The 24,513-nt window shown below is 59.6% G+C and carries 24 protein-coding genes and 1 pseudogene (1 of these 25 cut by a window edge); 10 read left to right on the forward strand and 15 right to left on the reverse strand.

The features are described from left to right. Positions 1-107: 107 nt before the first annotated feature. The 3 genes from ACW4PC_RS14165 to ACW4PC_RS14175 form a co-directional block, all read right to left on the reverse strand. A complete protein-coding gene (locus ACW4PC_RS14165; protein WP_455874214.1) occupies positions 108-560 on the reverse strand; it encodes an HPr kinase/phosphorylase in 453 nt (150 codons plus the stop codon). Next, a complete protein-coding gene (locus ACW4PC_RS14170) occupies positions 557-2,350 on the reverse strand; it encodes a stimulus-sensing domain-containing protein (protein ID WP_455874215.1) in 1,794 nt (597 codons plus the stop codon). The genes ACW4PC_RS14165 and ACW4PC_RS14170 overlap by 4 nt, the downstream gene beginning before the upstream one ends. Positions 2,351-2,427: 77 nt before the next feature. Continuing rightward, positions 2,428-3,159, reverse strand: a complete 732-nt coding sequence (locus ACW4PC_RS14175) for a response regulator transcription factor (protein WP_194730257.1) — start codon at positions 3,157-3,159, stop codon at positions 2,428-2,430. A 342-nt stretch (positions 3,160-3,501) separates the two neighbouring features. Here ACW4PC_RS14175 and ACW4PC_RS14180 point away from each other — a divergent pair, with 342 nt between their 5' ends. From ACW4PC_RS14180 to ACW4PC_RS14190, 3 genes are all read left to right on the forward strand, one after another. After that, the gene (locus tag ACW4PC_RS14180; protein WP_455874216.1) at positions 3,502-5,112 is read left to right on the forward strand and encodes a phosphoenolpyruvate carboxykinase; all 1,611 of its coding nucleotides are present in this window, start codon (positions 3,502-3,504) and stop codon (positions 5,110-5,112) included. A 98-nt stretch (positions 5,113-5,210) separates the two neighbouring features. After that, positions 5,211-5,645 carry an alternative ribosome rescue aminoacyl-tRNA hydrolase ArfB gene (gene arfB, locus ACW4PC_RS14185; RefSeq protein WP_455874217.1) on the forward strand — a complete coding sequence of 145 codons (435 nt, stop codon included), beginning with the start codon at positions 5,211-5,213 and terminating at the stop codon, positions 5,643-5,645. A gap of 1 nt (position 5,646) precedes the next feature. Continuing rightward, positions 5,647-6,258 (forward strand): alpha-ketoglutarate-dependent dioxygenase AlkB family protein, encoded by a 612-nt coding sequence (locus ACW4PC_RS14190; protein WP_455874218.1) that lies wholly within the window; start codon positions 5,647-5,649, stop codon positions 6,256-6,258. A gap of 6 nt (positions 6,259-6,264) precedes the next feature. On the opposite strand, the gene coaA is transcribed toward ACW4PC_RS14190, so the two are convergent. The 7 genes from coaA to hisB are packed head-to-tail and all read right to left on the reverse strand — an operon-like array spanning position 6,265 to position 10,928. Further along, on the reverse strand, positions 6,265-7,260 hold the full coding sequence (gene coaA, locus ACW4PC_RS14195) for a type I pantothenate kinase (RefSeq protein WP_039843430.1): 996 nt from the start codon (positions 7,258-7,260) through the stop codon (positions 6,265-6,267). After that, positions 7,257-7,580, reverse strand: a complete 324-nt coding sequence (locus ACW4PC_RS14200) for a phosphoribosyl-ATP diphosphatase (RefSeq protein ID WP_455874219.1) — start codon at positions 7,578-7,580, stop codon at positions 7,257-7,259. The genes coaA and ACW4PC_RS14200 overlap by 4 nt, the downstream gene beginning before the upstream one ends. A 14-nt stretch (positions 7,581-7,594) precedes the next feature. Then, positions 7,595-8,383 (reverse strand): imidazole glycerol phosphate synthase subunit HisF, encoded by a 789-nt coding sequence (gene hisF, locus ACW4PC_RS14205; RefSeq protein WP_074066142.1) that lies wholly within the window; start codon positions 8,381-8,383, stop codon positions 7,595-7,597. Then, the gene (gene hisA, locus ACW4PC_RS14210; protein WP_455874220.1) at positions 8,380-9,129 is read right to left on the reverse strand and encodes a 1-(5-phosphoribosyl)-5-[(5-phosphoribosylamino)methylideneamino]imidazole-4-carboxamide isomerase; all 750 of its coding nucleotides are present in this window, start codon (positions 9,127-9,129) and stop codon (positions 8,380-8,382) included. Before hisA ends, hisF begins: the two co-directional genes overlap by 4 nt. Positions 9,130-9,159: 30 nt before the next feature. After that, the gene (gene hisH, locus ACW4PC_RS14215) at positions 9,160-9,810 is read right to left on the reverse strand and encodes an imidazole glycerol phosphate synthase subunit HisH (RefSeq protein WP_455874221.1); all 651 of its coding nucleotides are present in this window, start codon (positions 9,808-9,810) and stop codon (positions 9,160-9,162) included. Beyond that, positions 9,810-10,295, reverse strand: a complete 486-nt coding sequence (locus ACW4PC_RS14220; protein WP_455874222.1) for a DUF2628 domain-containing protein — start codon at positions 10,293-10,295, stop codon at positions 9,810-9,812. The genes hisH and ACW4PC_RS14220 overlap by 1 nt, the downstream gene beginning before the upstream one ends. A 24-nt stretch (positions 10,296-10,319) precedes the next feature. Further along, the gene (gene hisB / locus ACW4PC_RS14225; protein ID WP_455874223.1) at positions 10,320-10,928 is read right to left on the reverse strand and encodes an imidazoleglycerol-phosphate dehydratase HisB; all 609 of its coding nucleotides are present in this window, start codon (positions 10,926-10,928) and stop codon (positions 10,320-10,322) included. Between the two features lie 177 nt (positions 10,929-11,105). On the opposite strand from hisB, the gene hslV reads away from it, so the two are divergent. The 6 genes and pseudogenes from hslV to ACW4PC_RS14255 all read left to right on the forward strand — a co-directional run bounded on the left by hslV (position 11,106) and on the right by ACW4PC_RS14255 (position 18,318). After that, entirely contained in the window at positions 11,106-11,633 is a 528-nt protein-coding gene (hslV, locus tag ACW4PC_RS14230) for an ATP-dependent protease subunit HslV (RefSeq protein WP_022718448.1), read from the forward strand. Then, positions 11,620-12,144, forward strand: coding sequence for a GNAT family N-acetyltransferase (locus ACW4PC_RS14235; protein ID WP_455874224.1), 525 nt, complete (start codon positions 11,620-11,622; stop codon positions 12,142-12,144). The genes hslV and ACW4PC_RS14235 overlap by 14 nt, the downstream gene beginning before the upstream one ends. Further along, positions 12,141-13,449 (forward strand): annotated as a pseudogene (hslU, locus tag ACW4PC_RS14240) (ATP-dependent protease ATPase subunit HslU). Before ACW4PC_RS14235 ends, hslU begins: the two are co-directional and overlap by 4 nt. Positions 13,450-13,638: 189 nt before the next feature. Next, a complete protein-coding gene (locus ACW4PC_RS14245; protein WP_092586513.1) occupies positions 13,639-14,586 on the forward strand; it encodes a DUF1402 family protein in 948 nt (315 codons plus the stop codon). A gap of 47 nt (positions 14,587-14,633) precedes the next feature. Then, complete coding sequence (locus ACW4PC_RS14250; RefSeq protein ID WP_455874225.1) at positions 14,634-16,037, forward strand: cytochrome P450; 1,404 nt, start codon at positions 14,634-14,636, stop codon at positions 16,035-16,037. Between the two features lie 100 nt (positions 16,038-16,137). Further along, complete coding sequence (locus ACW4PC_RS14255) at positions 16,138-18,318, forward strand: malate synthase G (protein WP_455874226.1); 2,181 nt, start codon at positions 16,138-16,140, stop codon at positions 18,316-18,318. A gap of 65 nt (positions 18,319-18,383) precedes the next feature. On the opposite strand, the gene ACW4PC_RS14260 is transcribed toward ACW4PC_RS14255, so the two are convergent. Next, a complete protein-coding gene (locus ACW4PC_RS14260; RefSeq protein ID WP_022718454.1) occupies positions 18,384-19,064 on the reverse strand; it encodes a L,D-transpeptidase in 681 nt (226 codons plus the stop codon). Between the two features lie 178 nt (positions 19,065-19,242). Between ACW4PC_RS14260 and ACW4PC_RS14265 the strand changes: the two genes are divergently transcribed. Next, entirely contained in the window at positions 19,243-19,737 is a 495-nt protein-coding gene (locus ACW4PC_RS14265) for an MmcB family DNA repair protein (RefSeq protein ID WP_074066151.1), read from the forward strand. Between the two features lie 6 nt (positions 19,738-19,743). Here the strand turns inward: ACW4PC_RS14265 and ACW4PC_RS14270 are convergent, their stop codons facing one another. From ACW4PC_RS14270 to lhpI, 4 genes are all read right to left on the reverse strand, one after another. Beyond that, positions 19,744-20,319, reverse strand: coding sequence for an ActR/PrrA/RegA family redox response regulator transcription factor (locus ACW4PC_RS14270; protein ID WP_455874227.1), 576 nt, complete (start codon positions 20,317-20,319; stop codon positions 19,744-19,746). Between the two features lie 73 nt (positions 20,320-20,392). Then, positions 20,393-21,703, reverse strand: coding sequence for an ActS/PrrB/RegB family redox-sensitive histidine kinase (locus tag ACW4PC_RS14275; RefSeq protein WP_455874228.1), 1,311 nt, complete (start codon positions 21,701-21,703; stop codon positions 20,393-20,395). Positions 21,704-21,723: 20 nt separating this feature from the next. Further along, positions 21,724-24,180: an ATP-dependent helicase HrpB gene (gene hrpB / locus ACW4PC_RS14280; RefSeq protein WP_455874229.1), complete on the reverse strand. Its 2,457-nt coding sequence runs from the start codon at positions 24,178-24,180 to the stop codon at positions 21,724-21,726. Positions 24,181-24,185: 5 nt separating this feature from the next. After that, positions 24,186-24,513, reverse strand: the end of a protein-coding gene (lhpI, locus tag ACW4PC_RS14285) for a bifunctional Delta(1)-pyrroline-2-carboxylate/Delta(1)-piperideine-2-carboxylate reductase (RefSeq protein WP_455874230.1). 620 nt of this gene lie beyond the right edge of the window; only the last 328 of its 948 coding nucleotides appear in the window; the start codon falls outside the window, past its right edge; the stop codon is at positions 24,186-24,188.

Raw genomic sequence — 24,513 nt, forward strand, 5'->3', positions numbered from 1 at the left:
CAACGCAGCAATCGCGTCCACCGGTGGGGGCACATCTTGGCCATCAAAAGCCGAAGTGCAAGATAAAAATGCAGCCATATGCGGCGAATGCGCCTATGCAGCAGGCATTATCGGCCGATGTCCGGTGCCATTGCCATCAAAATCGCGAGAGGTACTGGAGCGTTTGGCAGCAAGCGCAGAGCCGGCAGCGAAAGGCCTTCCGCGAATTGCGCGACGTCGTTGTCAGGCGGCAGACGATTTTCGCCCGACGTACTGCCGGGCAGCACGGCATAATGCATCGGGGCGAGCGGAACGCTTTCGCACTTGACGATGCCGGTACCGCGCAGCTCGATCAAACCAGAGATTGCGGAAGGTCGTTCAGCGATCATCTGTCCATCGCGTTTCGACAGAAACACCTGATCGTCGGCGACCAGTGAGGCGGGCAGCCCCATCCGTTTGGCTTCCGTGATGCACGTGAATGCCAGCATGGATTTACCCCAGCCGGAGGGGCCAACAAAGAGCAAGCCGGTCTTGTTGACGACGATCGCCGTGGCGTTGATGTTGAAAGTTGCGCCCGTCATGATGACACCGAGACTGCGGGCAGGGCGAGAATGAAGCGGGCGCCAAGCACTTCTGCCTTTTCTGCATCGATGATGTTTTCGGCACGCAACGAGCCGCCATGGGCCTCCGCGATCTGACGGCTGATCGACAGGCCAAGACCGGAATTTTGCCCGAACCCTTCTGACTCGGGCCGGTCGGTGTAGAAGCGCTCAAAGATGCGGTCGATATTTTCAGCCTGGATGCCCGGACCATTGTCTTCGATATAGACAATGCAGCGCGACCGGGTGCGGAACAGCCGGACGGTGATCTTGCCGCCTTCATCCGGAACGAAGGAGCGGGCATTCTCGATGAGGTTGGTAATGATCTGGCCGATACGGAGATCATGACCATTGACGACGAAACGCGTCTTGACGCCGGGTTTGCGTTCGATCGCGAGCTCGATCTGTACCTCTTTGTTCTTGTGGCGAATTTGCCTTGAAACCTCCACCAGATCGCTGAGGAATACCTCGAGATCGACGGATCGGGCATCGACACGGGCAAGTTCGGCATCGAGGCGCGAGGCGTCGGAGATATCGCTGATGAGACGATCGAGGCGGCGGACGTCGTGCTGGATCACATCCATCAACCGCTTCTTGGAATCGTCCGACTTGGCTAGCGGCAGCGTTTCCACGGCGCTGCGAAGCGACGTCAGTGGGTTCTTGAGCTCGTGGCTGACATCGGCGGCAAAGCTCTCGATCGCATCGATACGGTCATAAAGTGCGGTGGTCATCTCGCGGAGCGCGATCGAAAGGTTGCCGATCTCGTCCTGGCGGGCTGAGAAATCCGGGATTTCCTCGCGCTCCTTTGCGCCGCGCCGGACGCGGATCGCCGCAGCCGAGAGACGGCGAAGCGGATTGGCGATGGTCGATGAAAGAACCAGCGACAACAGAACGTTGACGAGTGTCGCCACACCGAAGACGCGCATGATCGCCAAGCGTTCGGCATGAACGATGTTGTCGATGTCACCGGCCTGCGTCGAAAGCAGCAGAACGCCGAGAACGGCGCGAAAACGCTGGATCGGGACAGCTACCGAGACGATGAGTGCGCCCTTGTCAGTGGTGCGTACAACGGCGCCGCGCACTCCCGTCAACGCATTCATCACTTCCGGATAGATCGACCCGTCGCCACCCGGCGCTTCCTTGTAGACCGGCAGATTCCCAGGCTGGAGCGCCTTGTTGAAAAGCGTTGTAAGCCATTCAGCCCAAGTCTGCTTCTCTTCCTCCACCGGCGGCAGGTCGAAGCGCAAGACCTGACCTCGCGAATAGAGATGGCGCGAATTGAGAAGCAAGTTGGCATCGGCATCAAAGATGCGGGCACGCGTCCGCGTGGGCGAAATCAGCCGTGTGAGAACCGGTGCGACCTTTTCCGGATCGATCGGGAATTCAAGATCCTCATCATTCGGGACGGGCGTAATGCTCTGCCCGGCCTGCAGTTCGAGAAGCTTCTGCGGATCGATAGTGATCGAGTTCGTATCGACGGAGGCCGATGCCGAAACCGCACCGGCGATGATTTCGCCCTGCGTGAGCAAGCTCTCGACGCGGGCGTCGATCAGGCCCTCGCGAAACTGGTTGAGGTAAAGAATACCGCCGACAAGGACGAGCAGTGCTGCGAGATTAAAGAAGAGGATGCGGCGCGTCAGGCTCGAAAAGACCGCATTGCCGAAGATGCGGCGAATGATGGTGAAGGGATGCGACCAGCGCCTTCCCCTGACACGGCGGCCGCTCAAGCCTTCCGCATCATCCAAATCCCTTTCCTGCACCAACTGTGCCAACGACAGGCCCTTTCGGAGGGCGTGGCGGTCTCCCGCCTCCAGCCCTCGACAATACTCATGCGCCGCGCCGACGGGCGTCAGGCTGCTTCGCGGAAGCGGTATCCCACTCCGTAAAGCGTTTCAATCATATCAAAGTCGGTATCGACCATCTTGAATTTCTTGCGAAGCCGCTTGATGTGGCTGTCGATGGTACGGTCGTCGACATAGACCTGTTCGTCATAGGCCGCGTCCATCAGCGCGTCGCGGCTTTTCACCACGCCCGGCCGCTGTGCGAGCGAGTGAAGGATCAGGAACTCGGTTACCGTCAGCGTCACCGGTTCGCTCTTCCATGTGCAGGTATGGCGTTCCTGGTCCATGACGAGCTGGCCGCGTTCGAGTGAGCGCGCGAGCTGGGCAGCGCCTGTTTTTGGCGCGGCGCCAGCGCCAGCAACCGTCGTTGTTTCCCGGCTGGAAGCGCGGCGAAGCACGGCGCGGACCCGTTCCACGAGCAGTCGCTGGGAGAATGGCTTGGTGATGAAGTCATCGGCGCCCATCTTCAGGCCGAACAGTTCGTCGATCTCCTCATCCTTGGATGTGAGGAAAATCACCGGCATATCGGATTTCTGCCGCAACCGCCGCAAGAGCTCCATTCCATCCATGCGCGGCATCTTGATATCGAAGATAGCGAGTTGCGGAGGGCGCGCGATAAGGCCATCGAGGGCCGAGGCGCCATCCGTATAGGTTTCGACCTTGTATCCTTCGGCTTCCAGTGCGATCGACACGGAAGTCAGGATGTTGCGGTCGTCGTCAACGAGCGCGATTGTCGCCATGGTGTTCGTCTCCGTCATCTATGCGCATCTCCCGGAATTTCTGATGTCCCCAGGCCGGCCCAACGACCGGATGCGCTTATGGAGGATAAAGGTGGAACAAATTGTGGCAAAGATAAAGGGCAGGCATTGCTGCAATGTGCAAATGGTGGACGCAGGTGGCGCGGCAAAAACCAATCCAAAACGCTTAATTCAAACGATTTAAAATACACGAACGAAATTTAAATCGATTAATTATTTGATATCATTATATTTTCGCCATTTTGCACTATTGCTTTTTAAAATTGGCCACCTTAGTTTTCCTCTTAGTTTTAACGGCGGGAGCCTTGGACGAAAGGAAAAGCCATGGAGACGTTCGGAATTCACAACCCGGCGATAACGCTGGCGACGATTGGTTTGGGCCGCGCAAAAAGCGTCCACTATAACCTCACCGCCGCCTCCCTTTATGAAGAAGCGATTCGCCGCGGTGAAGCCGAACTGACGGCCCAAGGCGCCCTTCGTGCATTGACGGGACAACATACCGGCCGCTCGCCACGCGACAAATTCGTCGTTCGCGATGCCAATACGGACGGCGAAATCTGGTGGGACAACAACAAGCCGATGTCGCCGGAGCATTTTGCCTTGCTGCATCAGGATATGCTGGCGCATGCCGCCGGCAAGGAGCTTTTCGCCGAGGACCTGATCGGCGGCGCCGACAAGAACTACTCGCTGCCGACGCGTGTCGTGACGGAATTTGCCTGGCACTCGCTTTTCATCCGCAACCTTCTGATCCGTCCGGAGCTTTCTGCCCTTGCATCCTTCGTGCCGAAACTGACGATCATCGATCTGCCGAGCTTCAAGGCCGATCCGAAGCGTCACGGCTGCCGCAGCGAGACGGTAATTGCATGCGACCTCACGAACGGTCTCGTGCTGATCGGCGGCACATCCTATGCTGGAGAGATGAAGAAATCCGTCTTCACCGTACTCAACTACCTCTTGCCGGCAAAAGGTGTCATGCCGATGCATTGCTCGGCGAATGTCGGCCCGGATGACGATTCTGCGGTTTTCTTCGGCCTCTCCGGCACCGGCAAGACAACGCTGTCGGCTGATCCGTCGCGCACCCTGATCGGAGACGACGAGCATGGCTGGGGTGAAAACGGCATCTTCAACTTCGAAGGCGGCTGCTATGCCAAGACGATCCGTCTTTCGGCGGAGGCGGAGCCGGAAATCTACGCGACAACGCAGCGTTTCGGCACTGTACTGGAAAACGTCGTGCTCAACGACCTGCGCGAGCCCGATTTCGACGATAGCTCGTTGACGGAAAATACGCGCTGCGCCTATCCGCTTAATTTCATTCCCAATGCCTCGAAGACGGGCCTTGCCGCGCATCCTAAGACGATCATCATGCTGACGGCGGATGCTTTCGGCGTCATGCCGCCTATCGCGCGTCTGACGCCGGATCAGGCCATGTATCACTTCCTTTCCGGCTACACCGCAAAGGTCGCCGGCACGGAAAAGGGAGTGACGGAACCGGAAGCGACATTCTCGACCTGCTTCGGTGCGCCGTTCATGCCGCGTCATCCCACCGAATATGGCAATCTGCTGAAAGAACTCATCCATCGCCACGGTGTTGAATGCTGGCTTGTCAATACCGGTTGGACGGGTGGTGCTTATGGTACCGGCAAGCGCATGCCGATCAAGGCCACGCGTGCTTTGCTGTCGGCAGCGCTCTCCGGCGAACTGGCCAAGGCAGATTTCCGCATTGATCCGAATTTCGGTTTCGCGGTGCCCGTTACTGTCGCTGGCGTCGAAAGCGGTATTCTCGATCCGCGCTCTACGTGGGCCAACGTTGCAGCCTATGACATTCAGGCAGAGAAGCTCGTTTCCATGTTCATTTCGAACTTCGCGAAGTTTGAGGCACATGTCGACGGCGGCGTGCGCGATGCGGCGCCCGGGATCAAGGCTGCGGCCGAATAGGTTCTAAAATATTGATGATTTCACGTGAAACCCGGCCCATTCCGCCGGGTTTTTCTTTGCGTGTTTTAAAATTCCCGCGGATATGAGATAGAAGCCGCATGGCCAGCGACGCGCTCTATATCAACGCCGGGATCACCATCGCTGGATGGGAGCTGACGGAACAATTCGTTCTGGCTGGCGGTCCCGGCGGCCAAAATGTCAACAAGGTTTCGACGGCCGTCCAACTGTTCTTCAATATCCCGAATTCACCTTCGCTTCCCGATCGCGTCAAGGCCAATGCCATCAAGCTTGCCGGCAAGCGCATGTCGAAAGAGGGCGTGCTGATGATCGAGGCAAGCCGCTTTCGCAGCCAGGATCGCAATCGCGAGGATGCGCGAGAACGCCTCAAGGAACTGATCCTTGGGGCCGCCAAGCCCCCACCGCCGCCGCGCAAGAAAACGAAACCGACCAAAGGCTCGATCGAACGCCGCCTGAAGGAAAAATCCGGCCGCGCCGAAGTGAAGAAGATGCGCGGCCGTCCCGGTGGAGAATGATATGACGGAGCTTTCGACCGGCATCCGTCACTTCCCGGAATATCTGGACCGCGCCCGGCAGGAAGCGCTCGTCGAAATGGTCCGCGGCATGGTCGCTGAGGCTCCGCTTTTCGTGCCCGTGATGCCGCGCACGGGCAAACCGATGTCGGTCCGGATGAGCAATTGCGGTCCACTGGGCTGGGTCACCGATAAGGAGCGCGGCTACCGCTATCAATCGACGCATCCTGTCACCGGCAAGCCGTGGCCGGCGATGCCGGACGTCTTGGTCGACATCTGGAACGATGTTTCCGACTGCGAAAAACCGCCGCAGGCTTGCCTGATTAATTTCTATTCAGACGACGCAAGAATGGGTCTGCATCAAGACAGGGACGAGCAGGATTTGAAGGCGCCTGTCGTTTCGATCTCTCTCGGCAACAGTTGTCTTTTCCGCATCGGCGGCCTTTCCCGCACAGACCGCACGCAGTCGGTCAAACTCGCCAGCGGCGATATCGTGGTGCTTGGGGGCGAAGGGCGTCTATGCTTTCACGGCGTCGACCGCATCTATCCGGCAACTTCGACGCTGCTCAAGAATGGCGGGCGGATCAATCTGACGTTAAGGCGTGTGGATCCGTGAATCCGGCTAAAGCTTCCTTAGCGCGACCTGCTCGATGAGGTGGTTTTCGCCCTTGCGCAGGATCAGATCAGCCCGTGGGCGGGTCGGCAGGATGTTCTGCCGGAGATTCTTCAGGTTGATGTTGGCCCAAAGCCCTTCGGCGATGGAAAGCGCTTCTTTTTCGCTGATCGAGGCATAGCGATGGAAATAGGAATTCGGATCGCGGAAGGCGGTTTCGCGCAGACGCATGAAGCGTGTGACATACCAGTTGTGGATCAGTTCTTCTTCGGCATCGATGTAGATCGAGAAATCGAAGAAGTCGGAGACCATCGGCACGATCTTGCCGTCGGCCGGAAGGTCGCGTGACTGCAGAACGTTGATGCCTTCGAAAACCAGGATGTCGGGCCGGTCGATGATCGTGTATTCGTTCGGAACGACGTCATAGACCAGATGAGAATAGACGGGCGCCTTCACATTCGGCTGTCCGGCCTTGATCGCGGAGAGAAATTTCAGGATGGCGCCTGTGTCGTAGCTTTCGGGAAAGCCCTTGCGCTGCATCAGGTTTTCCCGCTCGAGCACTGCGTTTTGATGCAGAAAGCCGTCGGTCGTGATCAGGTCGACCTTTGGACTCGACGGCCAGCGCCGCAGGAGTTCCTTCAAGATACGCGCGGTCGTTGATTTACCGACGGCGACGGAGCCGGCGATGCCGATGACGAATGGCGTTTTCGTCACGTCGGACAAGCTCAGGAACCGGTTGCGCTGCTCAAAGAGCAATTGCGATGATTCGACATGTGAGGAGAGCAGACGCGACAGCGAGAGGTAGATGCGCCGGACTTCGTCGAGATCGACGGGATCGCCCATGGAGCGCAGCCTCGCGACCTCCTCGGCCGTGAGCGTGAGCGGCGTGTCGGCGCGGAACTTCGCCCATTCCTCGGAAGAAAAGAAATTATACGGCGAATAGGAATTCGCCTGGAAGTGATCGAGCGTTTCTGGCGCCCCAAGAATTTGCGTCGCGATACTCATGAACTCTGCCGGCTGGCCTTTTCCTTGACGCCGGATTGAGCCGTACGCCGCTCAAGCTCCGCCATCACATCCTGCAACGGAATGCCTGCTATCTTCAATACGACCAAAAGGTGATAGAGGAGGTCGGCCGCCTCGTAGGTAAGATTGGCGCGATCCGCCGCTACAGCAGCCATGACGGCTTCAATCGCTTCTTCGCCGAGTTTCTTTGCTGCCTTCTGCTGCCCGGCGGCAACGAGCTTCGCCGTCCAGGATTCATCCGGTGAGGCCTTCGACCGCTCGTCGACGATCTTTTCCAGATCGGAAAGGGAAAATCCGGTCATACTGTCGCTTTCAATCAGTCGAGGCGCATCGCGATGCCATGCGACGACATATAGTGCTTCGCTTCGCCGACGGAATAGGTGCCGAAATGGAAGATGGAGGCAGCAAGCACGGCATTGGCATGCCCGTCCTTCACGCCTGCGACCAGATCGTCGAGATCGCCGACGCCGCCCGACGCAATGACGGGCACGCGGACGCAATCGGCGATCGCCCGGGTGAGCTCAAGATCGTAGCCGACTTTCGTGCCGTCGCGATCCATCGAGGTGACAAGCAGCTCGCCGGCGCCGCGGGCAACCATCTTCTGTGCAAACTCCACGGCATCGATGCCGGTCGCGTTGCGGCCGCCGTGGGTATAGATCTCCCAGGCGCTCAAGTTGTCCTGGCCAACAGCCTGCGTGCGCCGCCGCTTGGCGTCGATCGAAACGACGATGCATTGGTCGCCGAACTTGTCGGCAGCTTCAGCGACGAAGTCCGGATTGTTCACGGCCGCCGAATTGATCGAGACCTTGTCGGCACCGCACAGCAGCAGTTTGCGGATATCGCCGATGCTGCGCACGCCGCCGCCGACAGTCAGCGGCATGAAGCACTGTTCGGCGGTGCGGGAAACGACATCGAAGATCGTTTCGCGATTGTCCGATGAGGCCGTGATGTCGAGGAAGCAGAGCTCGTCTGCGCCGGCAGCATCGTAGGCTTTCGCAGCCTCGACCGGATCACCGGCATCGATCAGGTTGACGAAGTTGACGCCCTTGACGACACGGCCGTCTTTGACGTCGAGGCAAGGGATGACGCGGGCTTTCAGGGTCATTGTGTGTCTTCCTTTTCCCGCGCCGCCTTGATCAGCGCCAAGGCTTCCTGAGGATCAATACGTCCATCATACAGCGCACGGCCGGAGATGGCACCTTCCAGCTTGCGGGCGTCGGGCTGCAGCATGCGCTTCACATCCTCGATCGAAGCGAGCCCGCCCGAGGCAATCACCGGGATCGAAACGGCATCGGCAAGCTCCAGTGTCGAGGTCCAGTTGATGCCGGTCAAGATCCCATCGCGATCGATGTCGGTGTAGATGATTGCCGCGACGCCGGCACCTTCGAATTTCCTGGCAAGTTCGACGACGCCAAGCTCGGAGGCTTCCGCCCAGCCCTCCACGGCCACCTTGCCGCCCTTCGCATCGATGCCGACGGCGACGCTGCCCGGAAACTGCTTGCAGGCCTCGATGACCAGCGCCGGATCGCGAACGGCAACCGTACCGAGGATCACACGTTTCAGGCCGCGGGAGAGCCAGTTTTCGATATGCGACAGCGTTCGGATGCCGCCGCCGAGCTGCACCGGGTTCTTCGTTGCCTTGAGGATCGTGTCGACGGCCGCGCCATTGACGCTTTCGCCGATAAAGGCGCCGTTGAGGTCAACAACGTGCAGCCATTCGAAGCCCTGGTCTTCGAACGTTTTGGCCTGTGCGGCAGGGTCGGGGTTGTAAACCGTTGCCTGCTCCATATCGCCGAGCTTCAGGCGAACGCATTGGCCGTCCTTGAGGTCGATGGCGGGAAATAGGATCATGTTGGTTCAGTCCTTGCGATCTGCGCGAGCCTAAGGCTTCCAGCGCAGGAAATTGGTGATCAGGGCGAGACCGAGCTTCTGGCTCTTCTCCGGATGGAATTGCGAACCTGCCATGTTGTCGCGTCCGACGAAGGCCGTCATCGCTCTGCCATACTCCGTCGTGGCGATGACATCGCCGGCGGTTTCGGCGGCCAGATAGTAGGAATGCACGAAATAGGCATGCAGGCCATCAGGCCCTGTCGGAATGCCTTCGAAGAGTGGATGCGGATGCCGAAGGTCGAGCGTGTTCCAGCCGATCTGCGGAATCTTGAGATTGGGATCGTCCGGTGTCATTTCAACGACGTCGCCAGGAATCCAGCCGAAACCTTCCGTCACCGTTTTTTCTAGGCCGCGCGACGACATCAGCTGCATACCGACGCAGATACCGAGGAACGGCCTTGCCTTCCTCTCAACCGCTTCGATCAGCGCTTCGGCCATGCCGGGAACGGCATCGAGCCCGTGGCGGCAATCGGCATAGGCACCGACACCCGGCAGCACGACCCGGTCGGCCGACGCGACATTCTCGGCCTTGTCCGTCAAATCGATATGGGCGTCGATGCCTGCCTCGCGCGCGGCGCGTTCGAAGGCCTTCGTTGCCGAGCGCAGATTGCCCGAGCCGTAGTCGATAATTGCGACGCGCATCAGCGTCCTCCGTTAAATCCAAAGAGACCAAGCGAAGTCGTATTGCCGTGGCGGCCGGGGGAATGCGGGTGTCGCTCCCACTCCGGCGCCGGCATGCGGTCGCCATCGGCATTGGTCTCGATATTCGAAAAATAGATCTCTTCCGCTGTCGCAAGCGAATCTGCCGTAATCACGGCTTCCTCGTTCCAGCCTTTGGAAGCGAGATTTCGAATTCGCAGGTTCTGGCCCTCGAAGCCGGCTAGGATGCAAGTGCCGAGCGTGATCGCAAAGCCTGCCGGCCAGAGTCCGGGCCGATCCATTAAAACGCCGCCGAGCGCCTGAAGCAGGAACGCTGCAATCGCATAGAGCCAAAGCCGGTGTATAAGAAGCCATAGCCAGGGAAAGAGAAAGCCGAGCAGCGTGAAGCCGTCGCGGATGACGCGCGTCTTCTCATGGGTGACATCTGTTCCGCCCGGAGCCGTCAAAACCAGATAGCTGGAAGTCATATCGTTCAAGCTCCCTGAAGGGGCTCAGACGAGCGTGCCCTTCGTCGAGGGAACACGGCCCGCCTGTCTTGGATCGATCTCTGTCGCCATGCGCAACGCGCGGGCAACGGCCTTGAAGCAGGTCTCTGCAATATGGTGGTTGTTGGCACCATAATGGTTCAAGATATGCAAGGTGATGCCGGCGTTCTGCGCAAGTGCCTGGAAGAATTCGCGGACAAGTTCCGTATCGAAGGTGCCGATCTTTGGCGCGTTGAAGGCGACGTTCCAGACAAGGAACGGCCGGCCGGAAAGATCGACGGCGGCTTTCGTCATCGTCTCGTCCATGGCAAGGTCGATCGAAGCATAGCGGGTGATGCCACGGCGGTCGCTGAGCGCTTGTGCAATCGCCTGGCCTATCGCAATCCCGGTATCTTCGACCGTGTGGTGATCGTCCACATGCAGGTCACCCTTCGTCTCGATCTCCATATCGATCAGGGAATGTCGCGAAAGCTGATCGAGCATGTGGTCGAAGAAGCCGATGCCCGTCGAGATCTTGGCTTTGCCGCTACCATCGAGATTGACGGAAACGGAAACCGAAGTCTCGTTCGTCTTGCGGGAAACATTGCCCATGCGGCTTGCTGCAGTCTCGGCCATATGGCTGCTCCATCAGGAATGACGGCCGTTCCTTATCAGGCGTTCCCTAAAATATCCAGAAGCGCACCGGCAGAAAAACCGGCCCATTTGCAATCGGCATCGGCCAACTTACATAGGGCTCACAGGGCCGGAGAGCGGCTCGGCGTAACGCCCGCTGATCCGGGCAAGGATGTTTTGATGACAACGATTATTACAATTCGAAAGGGCGGCAAGGTGGTGATGGCCGGTGACGGCCAGGTCAGCCTCGGTCAGACCGTCATGAAGGGCAATGCGCGCAAGGTGCGCCGTATTGGTAAGGGCGAGGTCATTGCCGGCTTTGCTGGTGCGACCGCGGACGCATTTACGCTGCTCGAGCGTCTTGAAAAGAAGCTCGAGCAGTATCCGGGCCAGTTAATGCGCGCAGCCGTTGAGCTCGCCAAGGACTGGCGCACGGACAAATATCTTCGCAATCTCGAGGCCATGATGCTGGTCGCCGACAAATCGATAACACTGGCAGTCACCGGCAACGGCGATGTTTTAGAGCCCGAGCATGGCGTCACGGCGATCGGATCTGGCGGCAACTACGCATTGGCGGCGGCGCGTGCCCTGATGGATACGGACAAGTCTGCCGAGGAGGTCGCCCGCCGCGCGCTGGATATCGCAGCCGATATCTGCGTCTATACGAACCACAACATGGTGGTGGAAACACTGGATGCTGAAAACTAAGCCTGCCTCCCGATACCGTTTCCGCGACGTCTGCCGTGAGGATTTCCCTCTTCTGGCGCAATGGCTTGCGGAGCCGCATGTCGCGAGATGGTGGGGCGAACCTTCAACGGAGCTTGGTTCGATCGAAGAGGCAATGACGAGCGAAGAAACCCGGCCAATGATCGTGGAACTGGACGGAAAGCCTATAGGTTATCTGCAAAGTTACGATCCTCATCTTGAGGAGGGCCATCCTTATCAGGATCAGCCGAAGGGTACGCTCGGCATCGACATCTCGATCGGTATCCCGGAACTGACGGACGAAGGCCACGGTGCTGCGATCATCCGCCAGTTTACGTCCGAGCTTTTTGCAGACGGCGCCAAGCGCATCGTGATCGATCCGGATCCTGAAAACCTTCGGGCGATCAGGGCATACGAGAAGGCGGGCTTTCGCTACGTCGATACAAGAACTTCCATTTACGGTCCGGCCCATTTCATGGCGCTGGACGCACCCGGAGAAACGGATTTACCATGACCACCTTTTCCCCCCGCGAGATCGTTTCCGAACTCGACCGCTACATTATCGGTCAGCATGAGGCCAAGCGCGCCGTTGCGATTGCGCTCCGCAACCGCTGGCGCCGTCAGCAGCTCGATCCGAGCCTGCGTGACGAAGTGATGCCCAAGAATATCCTGATGATCGGCCCGACCGGCGTCGGCAAAACGGAGATTTCCCGCCGTCTTGCCAAGCTTGCCGGTGCGCCATTTATCAAGGTCGAGGCAACCAAGTTCACTGAGGTCGGTTATGTCGGCCGCGATGTCGAACAAATCATCCGCGACCTCGTCGAAATCGGCATCGGGCTCGCGCGCGACAAGAAGCGCGCCGAGGTCGAAATCTAAGGCTCATATGAGCGCCGAGGAACGCGTCCTTGATGCCCTTGTCGGTGCGACCGCCTCTCCTGCTACCCGTGACAGCTTTCGCAAGAAGCTGCGCAACGGTGAACTCGACGACAAGGAAATCGATATCGAGGTTGCCGATACCGGCGCGGGCATGGGCGGCTTTGAAATCCCCGGCATGCCCGGTGCCAATATCGGTGTTCTCAACATCTCGGAAATGTTCGGCAAGGCGCTGGGCGGACGCACCAAGAAGGTCCGCACGACGGTGAAAGCCTCCTATACCGATCTCATCCGGGACGAGTCCGACAAGCTGATCGACAATGATATCATCCAGCGCGAAGCTGTGCGCGCGGTCGAAAATGATGGCATTGTCTTCCTCGACGAGATCGACAAGATTGCGGCGCGGGACGGCGGCATGGGGGCCGGCGTGTCGCGCGAAGGCGTGCAGCGCGATCTTCTGCCGCTCGTCGAAGGAACGACCGTCTCCACGAAGTATGGACCGGTGAAGACGGACCATGTCCTCTTCATCGCCTCGGGCGCCTTCCATGTGTCAAAGCCTTCCGATCTCCTGCCGGAACTGCAGGGCCGCCTGCCGATCCGTGTCGAACTTCGGCCGCTGACCAAGGAAGACTTCCGCCGCATCCTGACCGAAACCGAAGCCAGCCTAATCCGGCAGTATCGCGCTCTCATGGAAACGGAGAACCTGAACCTAGAATTCACCGACGATGCGATCGATGCCCTGGCTGATGTCGCAGTCCATCTGAACTCTTCGGTCGAAAACATCGGTGCTCGCCGGCTGCAGACGGTGATGGAACGTGTCCTGGACGACATTTCCTTCAACGCGCCGGATCGCGGTGGTTCGGCGATAAAGATTGACTCGGCCTATGTGCGTGAGCACGTCGGCGATCTGGCGCAGAACACGGATCTCTCGCGCTTCATCCTGTGATATTGCCGCACCGGCTGCAACCTTTGCAGTTTCCGCAGCGGATTTCGACAGTCTGAACTCTCGACAGCGGGCCTTTTACTTCTTAGTGAAGGCCCGCTTGTTTGTGAACGCGGCTTTATTCGGCCAAGATTCTGGTCCAGTCAGCGCGCTTCGCCATGAAGACGATATAACCAGACGGAATAGCTGATCGTGCGACGCCTTTTGACATGCCTCCTGATCGCCATTGCGGCGCTCACATCCGTGCCAGCCTATGCCGTTGAGGTCGTGCCACCCGGCAATCGCAACATCGAGCAGCCGGCGGTCCCCGGCGCATCCGTCCGCCGCACCAAAGGCACCAAGTCGACCTTCGACCGGAAGTACGAGAAAGTTTACGAACTGCTGTCCACCGATCGCGAACTGATGGGCAAAATCAGGAAGACGGCCGCCGCCTACAGCATCGATCCCATCCACATCATCGGCGCCATCGTCGGCGAGCACACTTATAACGTCGATGCTTATGACCGCCTTCAGTCCTACTACGTGAAGGCCGCCTCCTATGCCGGCGAGAGCTTCCGCTTTGCCTACGAGGGCGAGGATGTCGACACCTTCGTCGATCGTCCGCAGTTTGCAGAGTGCAACGGCAAGCGGGATTCCTATCTGCTCTGGAGCTGCCGTGAGGATGTTTGGGAACGCGACTTCCGTGGGAAGGCTGTGGACGGCAAGAGCTTCCCGAACAATCGCTTCAGCGCCGTGTTCTTCCAACCGTTTTATGCCGGTCAGACCTTTGGTCTCGGCCAGGTGAACCCGCTGACGGCATTGATGCTCTCGGATCTGGTCAGCCGTGTTTCCGGCTATCCGAGATTGAACGAAAAGGACGCCGGCGCCGTTTACCGCGCCATCATGGAGCCGGATATCTCGCTCGCCTTCGTTGCGGCCTCGATCCGCGAGTCGATCGAAGATTACAAGCAGATCGCCGGCATGGATATTTCGAAGAATCCTGGTCTGACTGCGACGCTTTACAATGTCGGCAATTCGCGCCAGCGCGCTTTGGCTCTCGCCGCGAAGAACCGGGCCGCAGGTGCGCTAGTGTGGCCAGAGGAGAATTATTACGGCTGGCTGATCAACGACAAGCTGGACGAGCTTGAGGGCCTGCTCTAACCTTCGCCTTGGCGGGAGGTTATAATCCTCCGCGAAAGGCCACTTCCATGGATATGCGACCGGAACCGTTTGTTCCACCCGCACCGCTGCCGCGCTCTGTGCCGCCGTCGCGGCTGGAGATCATCCGCACGATCCTTCGCAATCCGCTGGAGCTCTGGGGCGAGCCGTCCTACACGCTTCCCTGGATCAAGACGCGCTTCTTCCACGATAGCACGATCATCGTCAACGATCCGGGCCTCATCAAACATGTGCTGGTCGACAACGTCGCGAACTACCGCATGGCGGATATCCGCCAGCTCGTATTGCGCCCCATATTGCGCGACGGATTGCTGACAGCCGAAGGGGAGGTCTGGAAGCGATCGCGCAAGGCGGTTGCTCCCGTTTTCACGCCGCGCCACGCCAACGGTTTCGCAGGGCAAATGCTGCGGCAATCCGAGGTCTATGCACGAAAATACGAAGCGGTCGGAGGCGAGAGCCAAGTATTCGAAATCGCCAGCGATATGACCGAGCTCACTTTTGCGATCCTCGCCGATACGCTGTTTTCCGGTGAGATCGTCACCTCATCAGACAGCTTTGCTGAGGATGTGAACGCGCTTTTGCACCGTATGGGCCGCGTCGATCCCATGGATCTCCTGCGAGCGCCGTCCTGGGTGCCGCGGGTGACACGCATTGGTGGCCAGAAGGTTCTCGACAAGTTCCGCAACATCGTGCGCGAGACGATGGACGCCAGGCTCCGGCGCATGGCTGCCGATCGCGGCTCGGCGCCGGAAGATTTTCTGACTCTGCTGCTCGACCGGGCAGCAACGGGCGGCCTCACCAATGAAGAAATCGAAGACAATATTCTGACCTTCATCGGCGCGGGTCACGAAACGACGGCGCGAGCGCTCGCATGGACGCTCTATTGCGTGGCGAACAGTCCGCATATCCGCGACGCGATGGAGGAAGAGATCGGCCGCGTTCTCGCAAGCGGCGCCGAGCCCGTCGAATGGCTCGATCTGATGCCCTTCACCCGCGCCGCCTTCGAAGAGGCCCTACGGCTCTATCCGCCGGCGCCGTCGATTGACCGCGCGGCGATCGCTGACGACAGCTGGACAGATTCCAGGGGCGAGAAGGTCGATATCCATGCCGGCATGACTGTGCTCGTCATGCCCTGGACGCTTCACCGGCATGAGCTCTATTGGGAGAAGCCGCGTGCCTATATGCCCGAGCGGTTTTTCCCGGAAAACCGCGGCAAGATCGGCCGGTTCCAGTTCCTGCCATTCGGTGCCGGTCCGCGCGTCTGCATCGGTGCCACCTTCGCCATGCAGGAGGCGGTCATCGCGCTAGCCGTATTGATGAGCCGTTTCCGCTTCGATGTGACGGAAAAGACCAATCCCTGGCCGGTGCAAAAGCTGACGACCCAACCTCAGAACGGTCTGCCGATGCGCGTCACGGAGCGTACTATTTCCTAATCGGCATAAATCTTTCGAACTATTGCAGAATTGACTATGAATGAAAGCGGCGCAAATTGACAGCATGTGAAAACGCCGCCTTCCGCGGGAGGAGAATTGCATGAGCTGCATCGAAAAGAACGGTCTTGCCATCGAAACTGTCCTTCATGACTTCATCGTCAACGAAGTGCTTCCCGGCCTTCCGGTTGACGCGGATGCATTTTTCGCCGGCTTTTCCGCAATCGTTCATGACCTTGCGCCGAAGAATCGCGAACTGCTTCTGAAACGCGATCACCTGCAGGCGCGTATTGACGAATGGTACCGCCAGAACGGTGCGCCGGCGGAAATGGAAAGCTATCAAGCCTTTCTGCGCCAAATCGGCTACCTGCTGCCGGAAGGCTCGGATTTCCAAGTTTCGACCGAGAATGTCGATCCCGAGATCGCTTCGATTGCAGGGCCTCAGCTCGTCGTTCCCGTCATGAATGCGCGTTACGCGCTGAACGCCGCAAATGCTCGCTGGGGTTCACTCTATGATGCGCTTTACGGCACCGATGCCATTCCCGAAAGCGATGGAGCGGAAAAAGGCAAGGGATACAATCCGAAGCGCGGCGAAAAGGTCATTGCCTGGGTTCGCGATTTTCTGGACAGCGCCGCGCCGCTCGAAGGCGCGAGCTGGAAGGATGCGGCTGCCTTCAAGGCCGACGGCGGAATTCTCGCGGTCACCTCGACGGACGGCGAGAAACTGGCCCTCACGGATAATCGGCATTTCGCCGGCTATCGAGGCGATGCGGACACGCCGACACATCTTCTCTTGAAAAACAACGGTATTCACATCGAGATTATCATCGATGGCTCGACACCAATCGGAAAGGGCGATCCGGCGCAGATCTCCGATGTCTGGCTCGAATCTGCGATCACGACGATCATGGACTGCGAGGATTCGATCGCCGCCGTCGATGCCGAGGACAAGGTCGTCGTCTATCGCAACTGGCTTGGTCTCATGAAGGGTGACCTGCAGGAGGAGGTGAGCAAAGGCGGCACGACTTTCGTCCGCAGGCTCAATCCCGACATCACCTATCAGGCGCCGGACGGTTCCGCCTTTGACTTGCACCGCCGCTCGCTGATGCTCGTCCGCAATGTCGGCCACCTTATGGGCAATCCGGCTATACTCGACCGCGACGGCCGGGAAGTTCCTGAAGGCATCATGGATGCCGCCATTACGGGCCTGATCGCGCTTTACGATATCGGTCCCAACGGCCTCCACAAGAACTCGCGCACCGGCTCGATGTATGTCGTCAAGCCGAAGATGCATGGGCCTGAGGAAGTGGCCTTCGCCGTCGAGATTTTCTCCCGCGTCGAAGAACTGCTCGGCATGCCGAAGAACACGATGAAGATGGGGATCATGGATGAGGAGCGCCGCACGACGGTAAATCTCAAGGAATGCATTCGTGCTGCCCGCGAGCGTGTCGTCTTCATCAATACGGGCTTCCTCGACCGTACCGGAGACGAAATCCATACCTCGATGGAAGCCGGCCCGATGATCCGCAAGGGCGATATGAAGCAGGCGGCCTGGATTTCCGCCTACGAGAACTGGAACGTCGATATCGGCCTCGAATGCGGCCTGTCCGGTCACGCGCAGATCGGTAAGGGCATGTGGGCGATGCCCGACCTGATGGCAGCCATGCTGGAGCAGAAGATCGCTCACCCGAAGGCCGGCGCCAACACCGCCTGGGTTCCCTCGCCAACCGCAGCAACACTGCATGCGACGCATTATCACCGGATCAACGTGGCCGATGTGCAGCGCGGACTGAAGGATCGTGCCCGCGCCAAGCTCTCCGATATCCTTTCCGTTCCTGTCGCCACCCGGCCGAACTGGACAGCGGAAGAAATCCAGCGAGAACTCGACAATAATGCGCAAGGCATCCTCGGCTACGTCGTCCGTTGGGTCGATCAAGGTGTCGGCTGCTCAAAGGTGCCCGACATCAACAATGTCGGGCTGATGGAAGACCGCGCAACGCTTCGCATTTCCGCTCAGCACATGGCCAACTGGCTGCACCACAAGGTCGTCAGCGAAGCGCAGATCATCGAAACGATGAAGCGCATGGCCGCAGTCGTCGATCAGCAGAATGCCGGCGATCCTGCCTATATGCCGATGGCGGAGAATTTCGAGCGCTCGGTCGCCTTCCAGGCTGCCGTCGATCTTGTCTTGAAGGGCAGGGAGCAGCCGAGCGGCTACACGGAACCGGTTCTTCATCGCCGCCGTCTTGAGCTCAAAGGCAAGCAGGCTGCACAAGGCTCATGATCTAACAAAAAGGCCACCGGAAGAAAATTCCGGCGGCCTTTTTTATACCGAATTCGCTTTTTAGCTTACTGGATAACGATGACCTTGGTCGCCTTGCCCGGACGGACACGGCTGTAGAGGTCGATAACGTCCTGGTTCATGAGGCGGATGCAGCCGGACGAAGCCGCGGTGCCGATGGAGGCCCATTCGGGCGTGCCGTGAAGACGGAAAAGGGTATCTTGACCCTTTTCGTTGAAGAGATACATGGCGCGTGCGCCGAGCGGATTCGTGAGACCTGGGCCCATGCCGTCTTCGACGTATTTTGCAATGTCGGGCTTGCGGACAGCCATTTCCTTCGGCGGATGCCAGGTCGGCCATTCCTGCTTCCAGGCGACATAAGCCGTGCCGGCCCATGCGAAGCCCTGCTTGCCGACGCCGATGCCGTAGCGCATCGCCTTGCCGCCCGGAAGGACGTAGTAAAGGTGGCGTTCGCGGGTGTTGACGATGATCGTGCCCGGACGCTCGGTCGTCTCGTAGGAAACGATCTGTCGGCGGAACTCCGGCTTGACGCGCTGGATCGGGATGGCGGGCAGAGCGTATCCGGCATCAGTCCTCACGCCGTAGGCGTCGTCGAAGATCTGCGCTGTCTGGACAGTCGGGCCGGCGGCCTTGTCTTCGAGGGAAGCGCGATCGGAATTGGTGGAGCAGCCGGCCAGAGCGAGGGTCGCAATCAGGCCGAACACAGGGAATGCATTGCGGATGCGCATGAATATCTCTTAGGATTGGCAGTGAGGAAACGGTCTTGGAACCATCTTTGATTATGGTTTATTTTCGATTAACTTCGTCTTTGCAAGATGTTGCAGTGCGACGAGAGTTGCCCGCAGCGGCAAAGTAGAACCGCATGGTTTTTTTGCAACAGAGCGCAGTGTTCCCAAACGGTTATCCATGACGATTTTGAGCGTTTACAATAACAATCCGTTAATAGATGGGCGGCAATCGGACAGAGCTATGCTCGTGCGCCGAGGGACTCAGATATTACTTCACGACATGCGTCATGCGGTTCTGCCTGAACTGCCGTTGGCGAGCGGCCGGCGCGCCGATCTGATCACCATGTCGGAAAAGGGCGAGATCTGGATTATCGAGATCAAAACCTCAATCGAGGATTTTCGCGTTGATCGCAAATGGCCCGAATACCGGCTGCATTGCGACCGGCTTTTCTTTGCGACGCACAAGGATGTCCCGCTTGATATCTTCCCGGCGGAATGCGGACTGTTCCTGTCGGACGGCTATGGCGCGCATATGATCCGCGAAGCGCCGGAACACCGCCTGGCGCCGGCAACCCGCAAGTCGGTCATGCTGAATTTCTCCCGTGCCGCCGCGCAAAGACTGATGCTGGCCGAATGGGCGAATGGCAAGCAGCTTGCCACCGACGATATTTAACAGCGTCTATTTCGGAGCGCGTTTGGCGAGAATTCGCTGCAGCGTGCGGCGGTGCATGTTGAGCCGCCGCGCTGTTTCGGAGACGTTGCGCTCGCACATTTCGTAGACACGCTGGATATGTTCCCAACGAACCCGGTCGGCCGACATCGGGTTTTCGGGAAGTTCCGCCTTTTCGCCCGGCCGCTGAGTCAAGGCTGCGAACACGTCGTCCGCATCGGCAGGCTTCGCGAGGTAGTCGACAGCTCCCAGCTTCACGGCCGTCACCGCCGTTGCGATATTGCCGTAGCCCGTCAGCACGATGATCCGCGTATCGTCCCGGCGCTGGCGGATCGCCTCGATGACGTCGAGGCCGTTACCATCGCCGAGCCGTAGGTCGACCACCGCATATTTCGGCGGATGGCTCTTCGACTTCGCAACTCCTTCCGCAACCGATTCGGCCGTTTCGACCTGGAAGCCGCGTGTCTCCATCGCGCGTGCCAGGCGTCGCAGGAAGGGACCGTCATCGTCAACGATCAAGAGGCTCGCATCGGGGCCGATGTCGTGTTCGCCGACGGTAAGGGTTTCGTGGCTTTGTTCGGTCATGGTCTTCGATCCTGGCGGTTTGCAACCCGCCCTATATTTGCCAACTGCACATATCTTCATTATGCCGATAAAGTCATTTTGTCGAATTTGCATCGATGAGCATGCGCGGCCATTCGACACGGATACGCGCTCCTTCACTTTCCGGATCGCGGTTCTCGAAAACCAGCGTCGCACCAGAACGTTCAAGCAGCGTCTTGGCGATGAAAAGTCCAAGCCCCAGCCCGCCTGCAGTATCCTCCTTCTGCCTTTTGGTGACGTAAGGCTCTCCGATACGGGTGAGTATATCCGGTGCGTAGCCGTTGCCGTCGTCCTCGATGACGATCAGCACCTTGTTGTGGTCATGTTCGACCGTGACCGTTACCTTCTCGCGAGCATAATCGACAGCATTTTCGATGAGATTGCCAAGCCCATAGATGATCCCGGCATTGCGCTCCGTCACCGGTTCACCCTTGCGCGGGCTTTTCTCGATCAGCTCGACTTCGATCGGAAATTCGCGATAGGGCGCAATGATCTCCTCGATCATCGAAGACAGCGGCAGCCGCCGCATATGCGCATCGCCCTCTGCCGAAAGGCTCGTCAGTCGCTTCAAGATATCGCGGCAACGTTCGCTCTGGCTGCGCAGCAGTTGCACGTCCTCGCGGAACCGGTCGTCGTCCTTCAGTTCGCGCTCCATCTCCTTTGCGACGACGCTGATCGTCGCAAGCGGCGTTCCGAGCTCATGTGCCGCCGCCGCGGCCAGGCCGTCGAGTTGCGAGAGGTGCTTTTCCCTCTGTAGCACGAGTTCGGTCGCGGCCAGTGCATCCGCCAGCTGGCTCGCTTCCATCGAAACGCGATAGGCATAAAAAGCTGCAAAGACCATGGTCGAAGCAATCGAGCACCAGACACCGAACTGCATGACGTTGTGCACATTGATCTCCGCACCGTTGAACCATGGAAGCGGGAAGGGCGAGAAGGCGAGGATCGTGATGCAGACCATTGCAAAGACGATGAGTGCAACGCTGTAGCGGATCGGCTGGGAGGCAAAGGAAATGATGACCGGCACGCAGACGAGCGCTGCAAACGGGTTCGCCAGGCCGCCGGTGATAAACAGCAGCGCGCAGAGCTGCAACAGATCCAGCCCAAGCAGCGCGAGGGCAGCCGGCGGTTTCAGGCGATGTGTCGGCGGATAGCGGATCGTCAAAAAGAAATTGACCCAGGCAAGCGCTGCGATCAGCAAGCTGCTGGCGAGCAGCGGCAACGGAAATTTCAGCCAGAAGGCAACGATGAAAACCGTCGCCGCCTGTCCGCCGACCGCGAGCCAGCGCAAACGTACGAGCGTCTGCAGGCGCAGCCTGCGGCTGCTATGCCGGTCGTTCTGAGGTGTGTTGTTGACGTCATCGGCCATGCTCGGCTCCTCGCCCAGGCTTATGTACCACGCGGCTTGGCGCGTGTCGTCGGCAAGGCTTCCTCTGGCCGCTCCGGCCAGGAATGCCGCGGGTAGCGGCCTCGCATTTCGGCACGTACGTCCTTCCAGGAACCTGCCCAGAACCCTGGCAGGTCGCGCGTCGTCTGGATCGGCCGGTGCGCGGGCGAGGTCAGTTCGAGAAGAAGCGGCAGCCGTCCGCCGCCGATCGCCGGATGCTGCTTCAATCCGAAAAGCTCCTGTACCCGGATCGTCAGCAGCGGCTCCTCGCCGTCATACTGGATCGGATGCCGCTGGCCCGTTGGCGCTTCGAAATGCGTCGGTGCAAGCCGACTGAGGTCACGTTGCAGTTCGTGCGACACAAGCGCCATCAGCCCGCTGGTCAGCGATCCGGCGGAAATATCTGAAAGCCCGCGCGCATCGCTCTGGTAGGGCGTGAACCAGTCGTCCAGCCGTTCCAATAACGCAGCGTCGCTCAGATCCGGCCATGGCGCGCCGATCGTTCGATGCAGAAAGCCGATCCGTTCGCGCAGCTGGATTGCTTCCTTGGAAAAGGGCAGGGCGTTGACTCCCAATTGCCGTATGCCATCGGCTAGTGCTGCGGCAACAGGCTCGCCGGCTGGCCGGGGCAACGGCGTTTCGTCAAAAACGATCGCCCCGAGCCTTGTCGCGCGCCGGGCGCGGACTTGCCTGCTCGGCAGGTCGAAATAGGTCTGCTCGCCGGTCTTGATCACGTCTGGCAGCTGGGTTTCGACATCGCCGCGCGAAATCTCCGCCGCAGCGAGGATGCGTGCCTGCGTCGCGCGTCCGGTCAGATCGGCGATCACCAGCATCTGGCTGCCCGCCAGACGTTCCGTCTCCGACAATTCGGCGCCACGGCCGTTTGCCATCACGTACCGTCCCCGCCCGCCGCGCTGCAGGGCAATCCGATCGGGAAAGGCATGCAGCAGGAGCTGTCCGGCAAGCGGTGGCGCGCTTGAGGAAGTCTTGTCGAGCCCGCGCGCCAGCCGTCCGGCAAGGCGCCGCGAAGCATCCGCCCTTTCGCCCTTCTCCACCTTGAAGCGCCGCAAACGTTCCTCGATGTCGATGCTCGTGCCGCCGAGGCCCTGTTCCGTGAGAAGAACGGCAAGCATTGCAGCCTCTTTTGCGTGGCCGCTTTCCCCGGCCGAAACCACCATGGCTGCCAGCCGCGGCGGCAGTGCAAGCTCGCGCATCGTCCGTCCGCGCGCAGTCAAGGTTCCATCCTTGTCCAGGGCGCCGAGTTCCTGCAGCAGCGAACGCGCCTCCCTCAGTGTCGTCGCTGGGGGCTGATCGACGAAGGCAAGCGATGCCGGATCCTGAACGCCCCAATGCGCCAGATCGAGCACGAGACCGGAAAGATCACTCGACAGGATCTGCGGCGGTGTGAAAGCAGGCAGGGCGGCCGTCTGCCCCGGGTGCCAGAGGCGGATCGCGATACCGGGTTCCGTTCTGCCTGCGCGCCCGGCGCGCTGGTCGGCCGAAGCCCGCGACACCCTCACCGTCTCCAGCCGTGTGATACCTGTCGAAGCCTCGAACACCGGCAGCCGTTGCAGCCCGCTGTCGATTACGATGCGCACGCCGTCGATGGTGATCGACGTCTCGGCGATCGAGGTCGCAAGCACGATCTTGCGCGTGCCCTTCGCCGCCGGACGGATTGCCGCATCCTGCTCTTTCTGGCCGAGATTGCCGTAGAGAGGGGCGATCAGCGTATCCGACCCGAACCGCCCTTCGAGCCTTTCCGCCGTTCGGGTGATCTCGGCCTGCCCAGGCAGGAAAGCGAGGATCGATCCCGTCTCACCCGCATGGGCCTCGATGATTGCCCGTATAGCGGCGTCCTCTATACGCTCGCCGCTCGGGCGATCCCGATAGCGGACGTCGATCGGAAAGCTCCGGCCCCTGCTTTCGATCACCGGCGGATGGTCGAGGAGTGCTGCGACACGCTCGACGTCGAGCGTTGCCGACATCACCAGAAGCCGCAGATCATTACGGAGCGCCGTGCGCACGTCGAGCGCCAATGCCAGTCCGAAATCCGCATCGAGCGAACGCTCGTGAAATTCGTCGAAAATGACCGAAGAAACCCCCGAAAGTTCCGGATCATCGAGGATCATGCGCGCAAAGACCCCTTCGGTGACCACTTCGATCCGCGTCTTGCCGGAAATGCGGTTGTCGAGGCGCATGCGGTAGCCGACTGTTTCGCCCACCTGTTCGCCGAGCAGAACGGCCATGCGGCTCGCCGCAGCCCGCGCTGCCAGCCGCCGTGGCTCCAGCAGAATGATCCTGCCGTCGTTGCGCCATGGTTGATCCAGCAGATAAAGCGGCACAAGCGTGGTCTTCCCTGCGCCGGGTGGCGCTGAAAGAACGGCCCGTCCGCTTTCGGCAAGTGCGGTTCCGATCTCGGGCAGAACGTGAGAAACCGGAAGTTCCGGCAGAACGGGCATTGCGCTTATTTCCCGCCGGTGACGGTTTCATAGGCGAGAATCGCTCCGGCGAGATCCTCGAGCGCAGCGCCCACCGATTTGAAAAGCGTGATTTCGCCTGCCGCGCTGCGGCCGCCTCGGGTTCCGCGAACGAGTTCGGCAAGTTCAGCCTTGATCGCACCCTCGTTGAGCACGCCGCTTTCGAGTGGCTGAACGATATCACCCGCTTCCTTCATCGCACCGGCCCGCGTATCGACGAAGACGGACGCACGGCGGATCGCCTCGTCGTCGGTCTCGCGCATGCTAGGCTTGAAGCCGCCGACGAGATCGAGATGCGCGCCGGGTTTCAGCCAT

The sequence above is a fragment of the Rhizobium yanglingense genome (genome assembly GCF_977109285.1).

Bases quoted from the DNA above. Each gene is read 5' to 3' on its own strand.
- ACW4PC_RS14255 (WP_455874226.1), top strand. From the start codon at position 16,138: ATGAGCTGCATCGAAAAGAACGGTCTTGCCATCGAAACTGTCCTTCAT.
- ACW4PC_RS14250 (WP_455874225.1), top strand. From the start codon at position 14,634: ATGGATATGCGACCGGAACCGTTTGTTCCACCCGCACCGCTGCCGCGC.
- hslV (WP_022718448.1), top strand. From the start codon at position 11,106: ATGACAACGATTATTACAATTCGAAAGGGCGGCAAGGTGGTGATGGCC.
- ACW4PC_RS14190 (WP_455874218.1), top strand. From the start codon at position 5,647: ATGACGGAGCTTTCGACCGGCATCCGTCACTTCCCGGAATATCTGGAC.
- ACW4PC_RS14220 (WP_455874222.1), bottom strand. From the start codon at position 10,295: ATGACTTCCAGCTATCTGGTTTTGACGGCTCCGGGCGGAACAGATGTC.
- ACW4PC_RS14175 (WP_194730257.1), bottom strand. From the start codon at position 3,159: ATGGCGACAATCGCGCTCGTTGACGACGACCGCAACATCCTGACTTCC.
- ACW4PC_RS14275 (WP_455874228.1), bottom strand. From the start codon at position 21,703: ATGGCCGATGACGTCAACAACACACCTCAGAACGACCGGCATAGCAGC.
- coaA (WP_039843430.1), bottom strand. From the start codon at position 7,260: ATGAGTATCGCGACGCAAATTCTTGGGGCGCCAGAAACGCTCGATCAC.
- hisB (WP_455874223.1), bottom strand. From the start codon at position 10,928: ATGGCCGAGACTGCAGCAAGCCGCATGGGCAATGTTTCCCGCAAGACG.
- ACW4PC_RS14270 (WP_455874227.1), bottom strand. From the start codon at position 20,319: ATGACCGAACAAAGCCACGAAACCCTTACCGTCGGCGAACACGACATC.
- hisF (WP_074066142.1), bottom strand. From the start codon at position 8,383: ATGACCCTGAAAGCCCGCGTCATCCCTTGCCTCGACGTCAAAGACGGC.
- hisA (WP_455874220.1), bottom strand. From the start codon at position 9,129: ATGATCCTATTTCCCGCCATCGACCTCAAGGACGGCCAATGCGTTCGC.
- ACW4PC_RS14235 (WP_455874224.1), top strand. From the start codon at position 11,620: ATGCTGAAAACTAAGCCTGCCTCCCGATACCGTTTCCGCGACGTCTGC.
- ACW4PC_RS14180 (WP_455874216.1), top strand. From the start codon at position 3,502: ATGGAGACGTTCGGAATTCACAACCCGGCGATAACGCTGGCGACGATT.
- hisH (WP_455874221.1), bottom strand. From the start codon at position 9,810: ATGCGCGTCGCAATTATCGACTACGGCTCGGGCAATCTGCGCTCGGCA.
- ACW4PC_RS14200 (WP_455874219.1), bottom strand. From the start codon at position 7,580: ATGACCGGATTTTCCCTTTCCGATCTGGAAAAGATCGTCGACGAGCGG.
- ACW4PC_RS14260 (WP_022718454.1), bottom strand. From the start codon at position 19,064: ATGCGCATCCGCAATGCATTCCCTGTGTTCGGCCTGATTGCGACCCTC.
- ACW4PC_RS14165 (WP_455874214.1), bottom strand. From the start codon at position 560: ATGACGGGCGCAACTTTCAACATCAACGCCACGGCGATCGTCGTCAAC.
- hrpB (WP_455874229.1), bottom strand. From the start codon at position 24,180: ATGCCCGTTCTGCCGGAACTTCCGGTTTCTCACGTTCTGCCCGAGATC.
- arfB (WP_455874217.1), top strand. From the start codon at position 5,211: ATGGCCAGCGACGCGCTCTATATCAACGCCGGGATCACCATCGCTGGA.
- ACW4PC_RS14265 (WP_074066151.1), top strand. From the start codon at position 19,243: ATGACGATTTTGAGCGTTTACAATAACAATCCGTTAATAGATGGGCGG.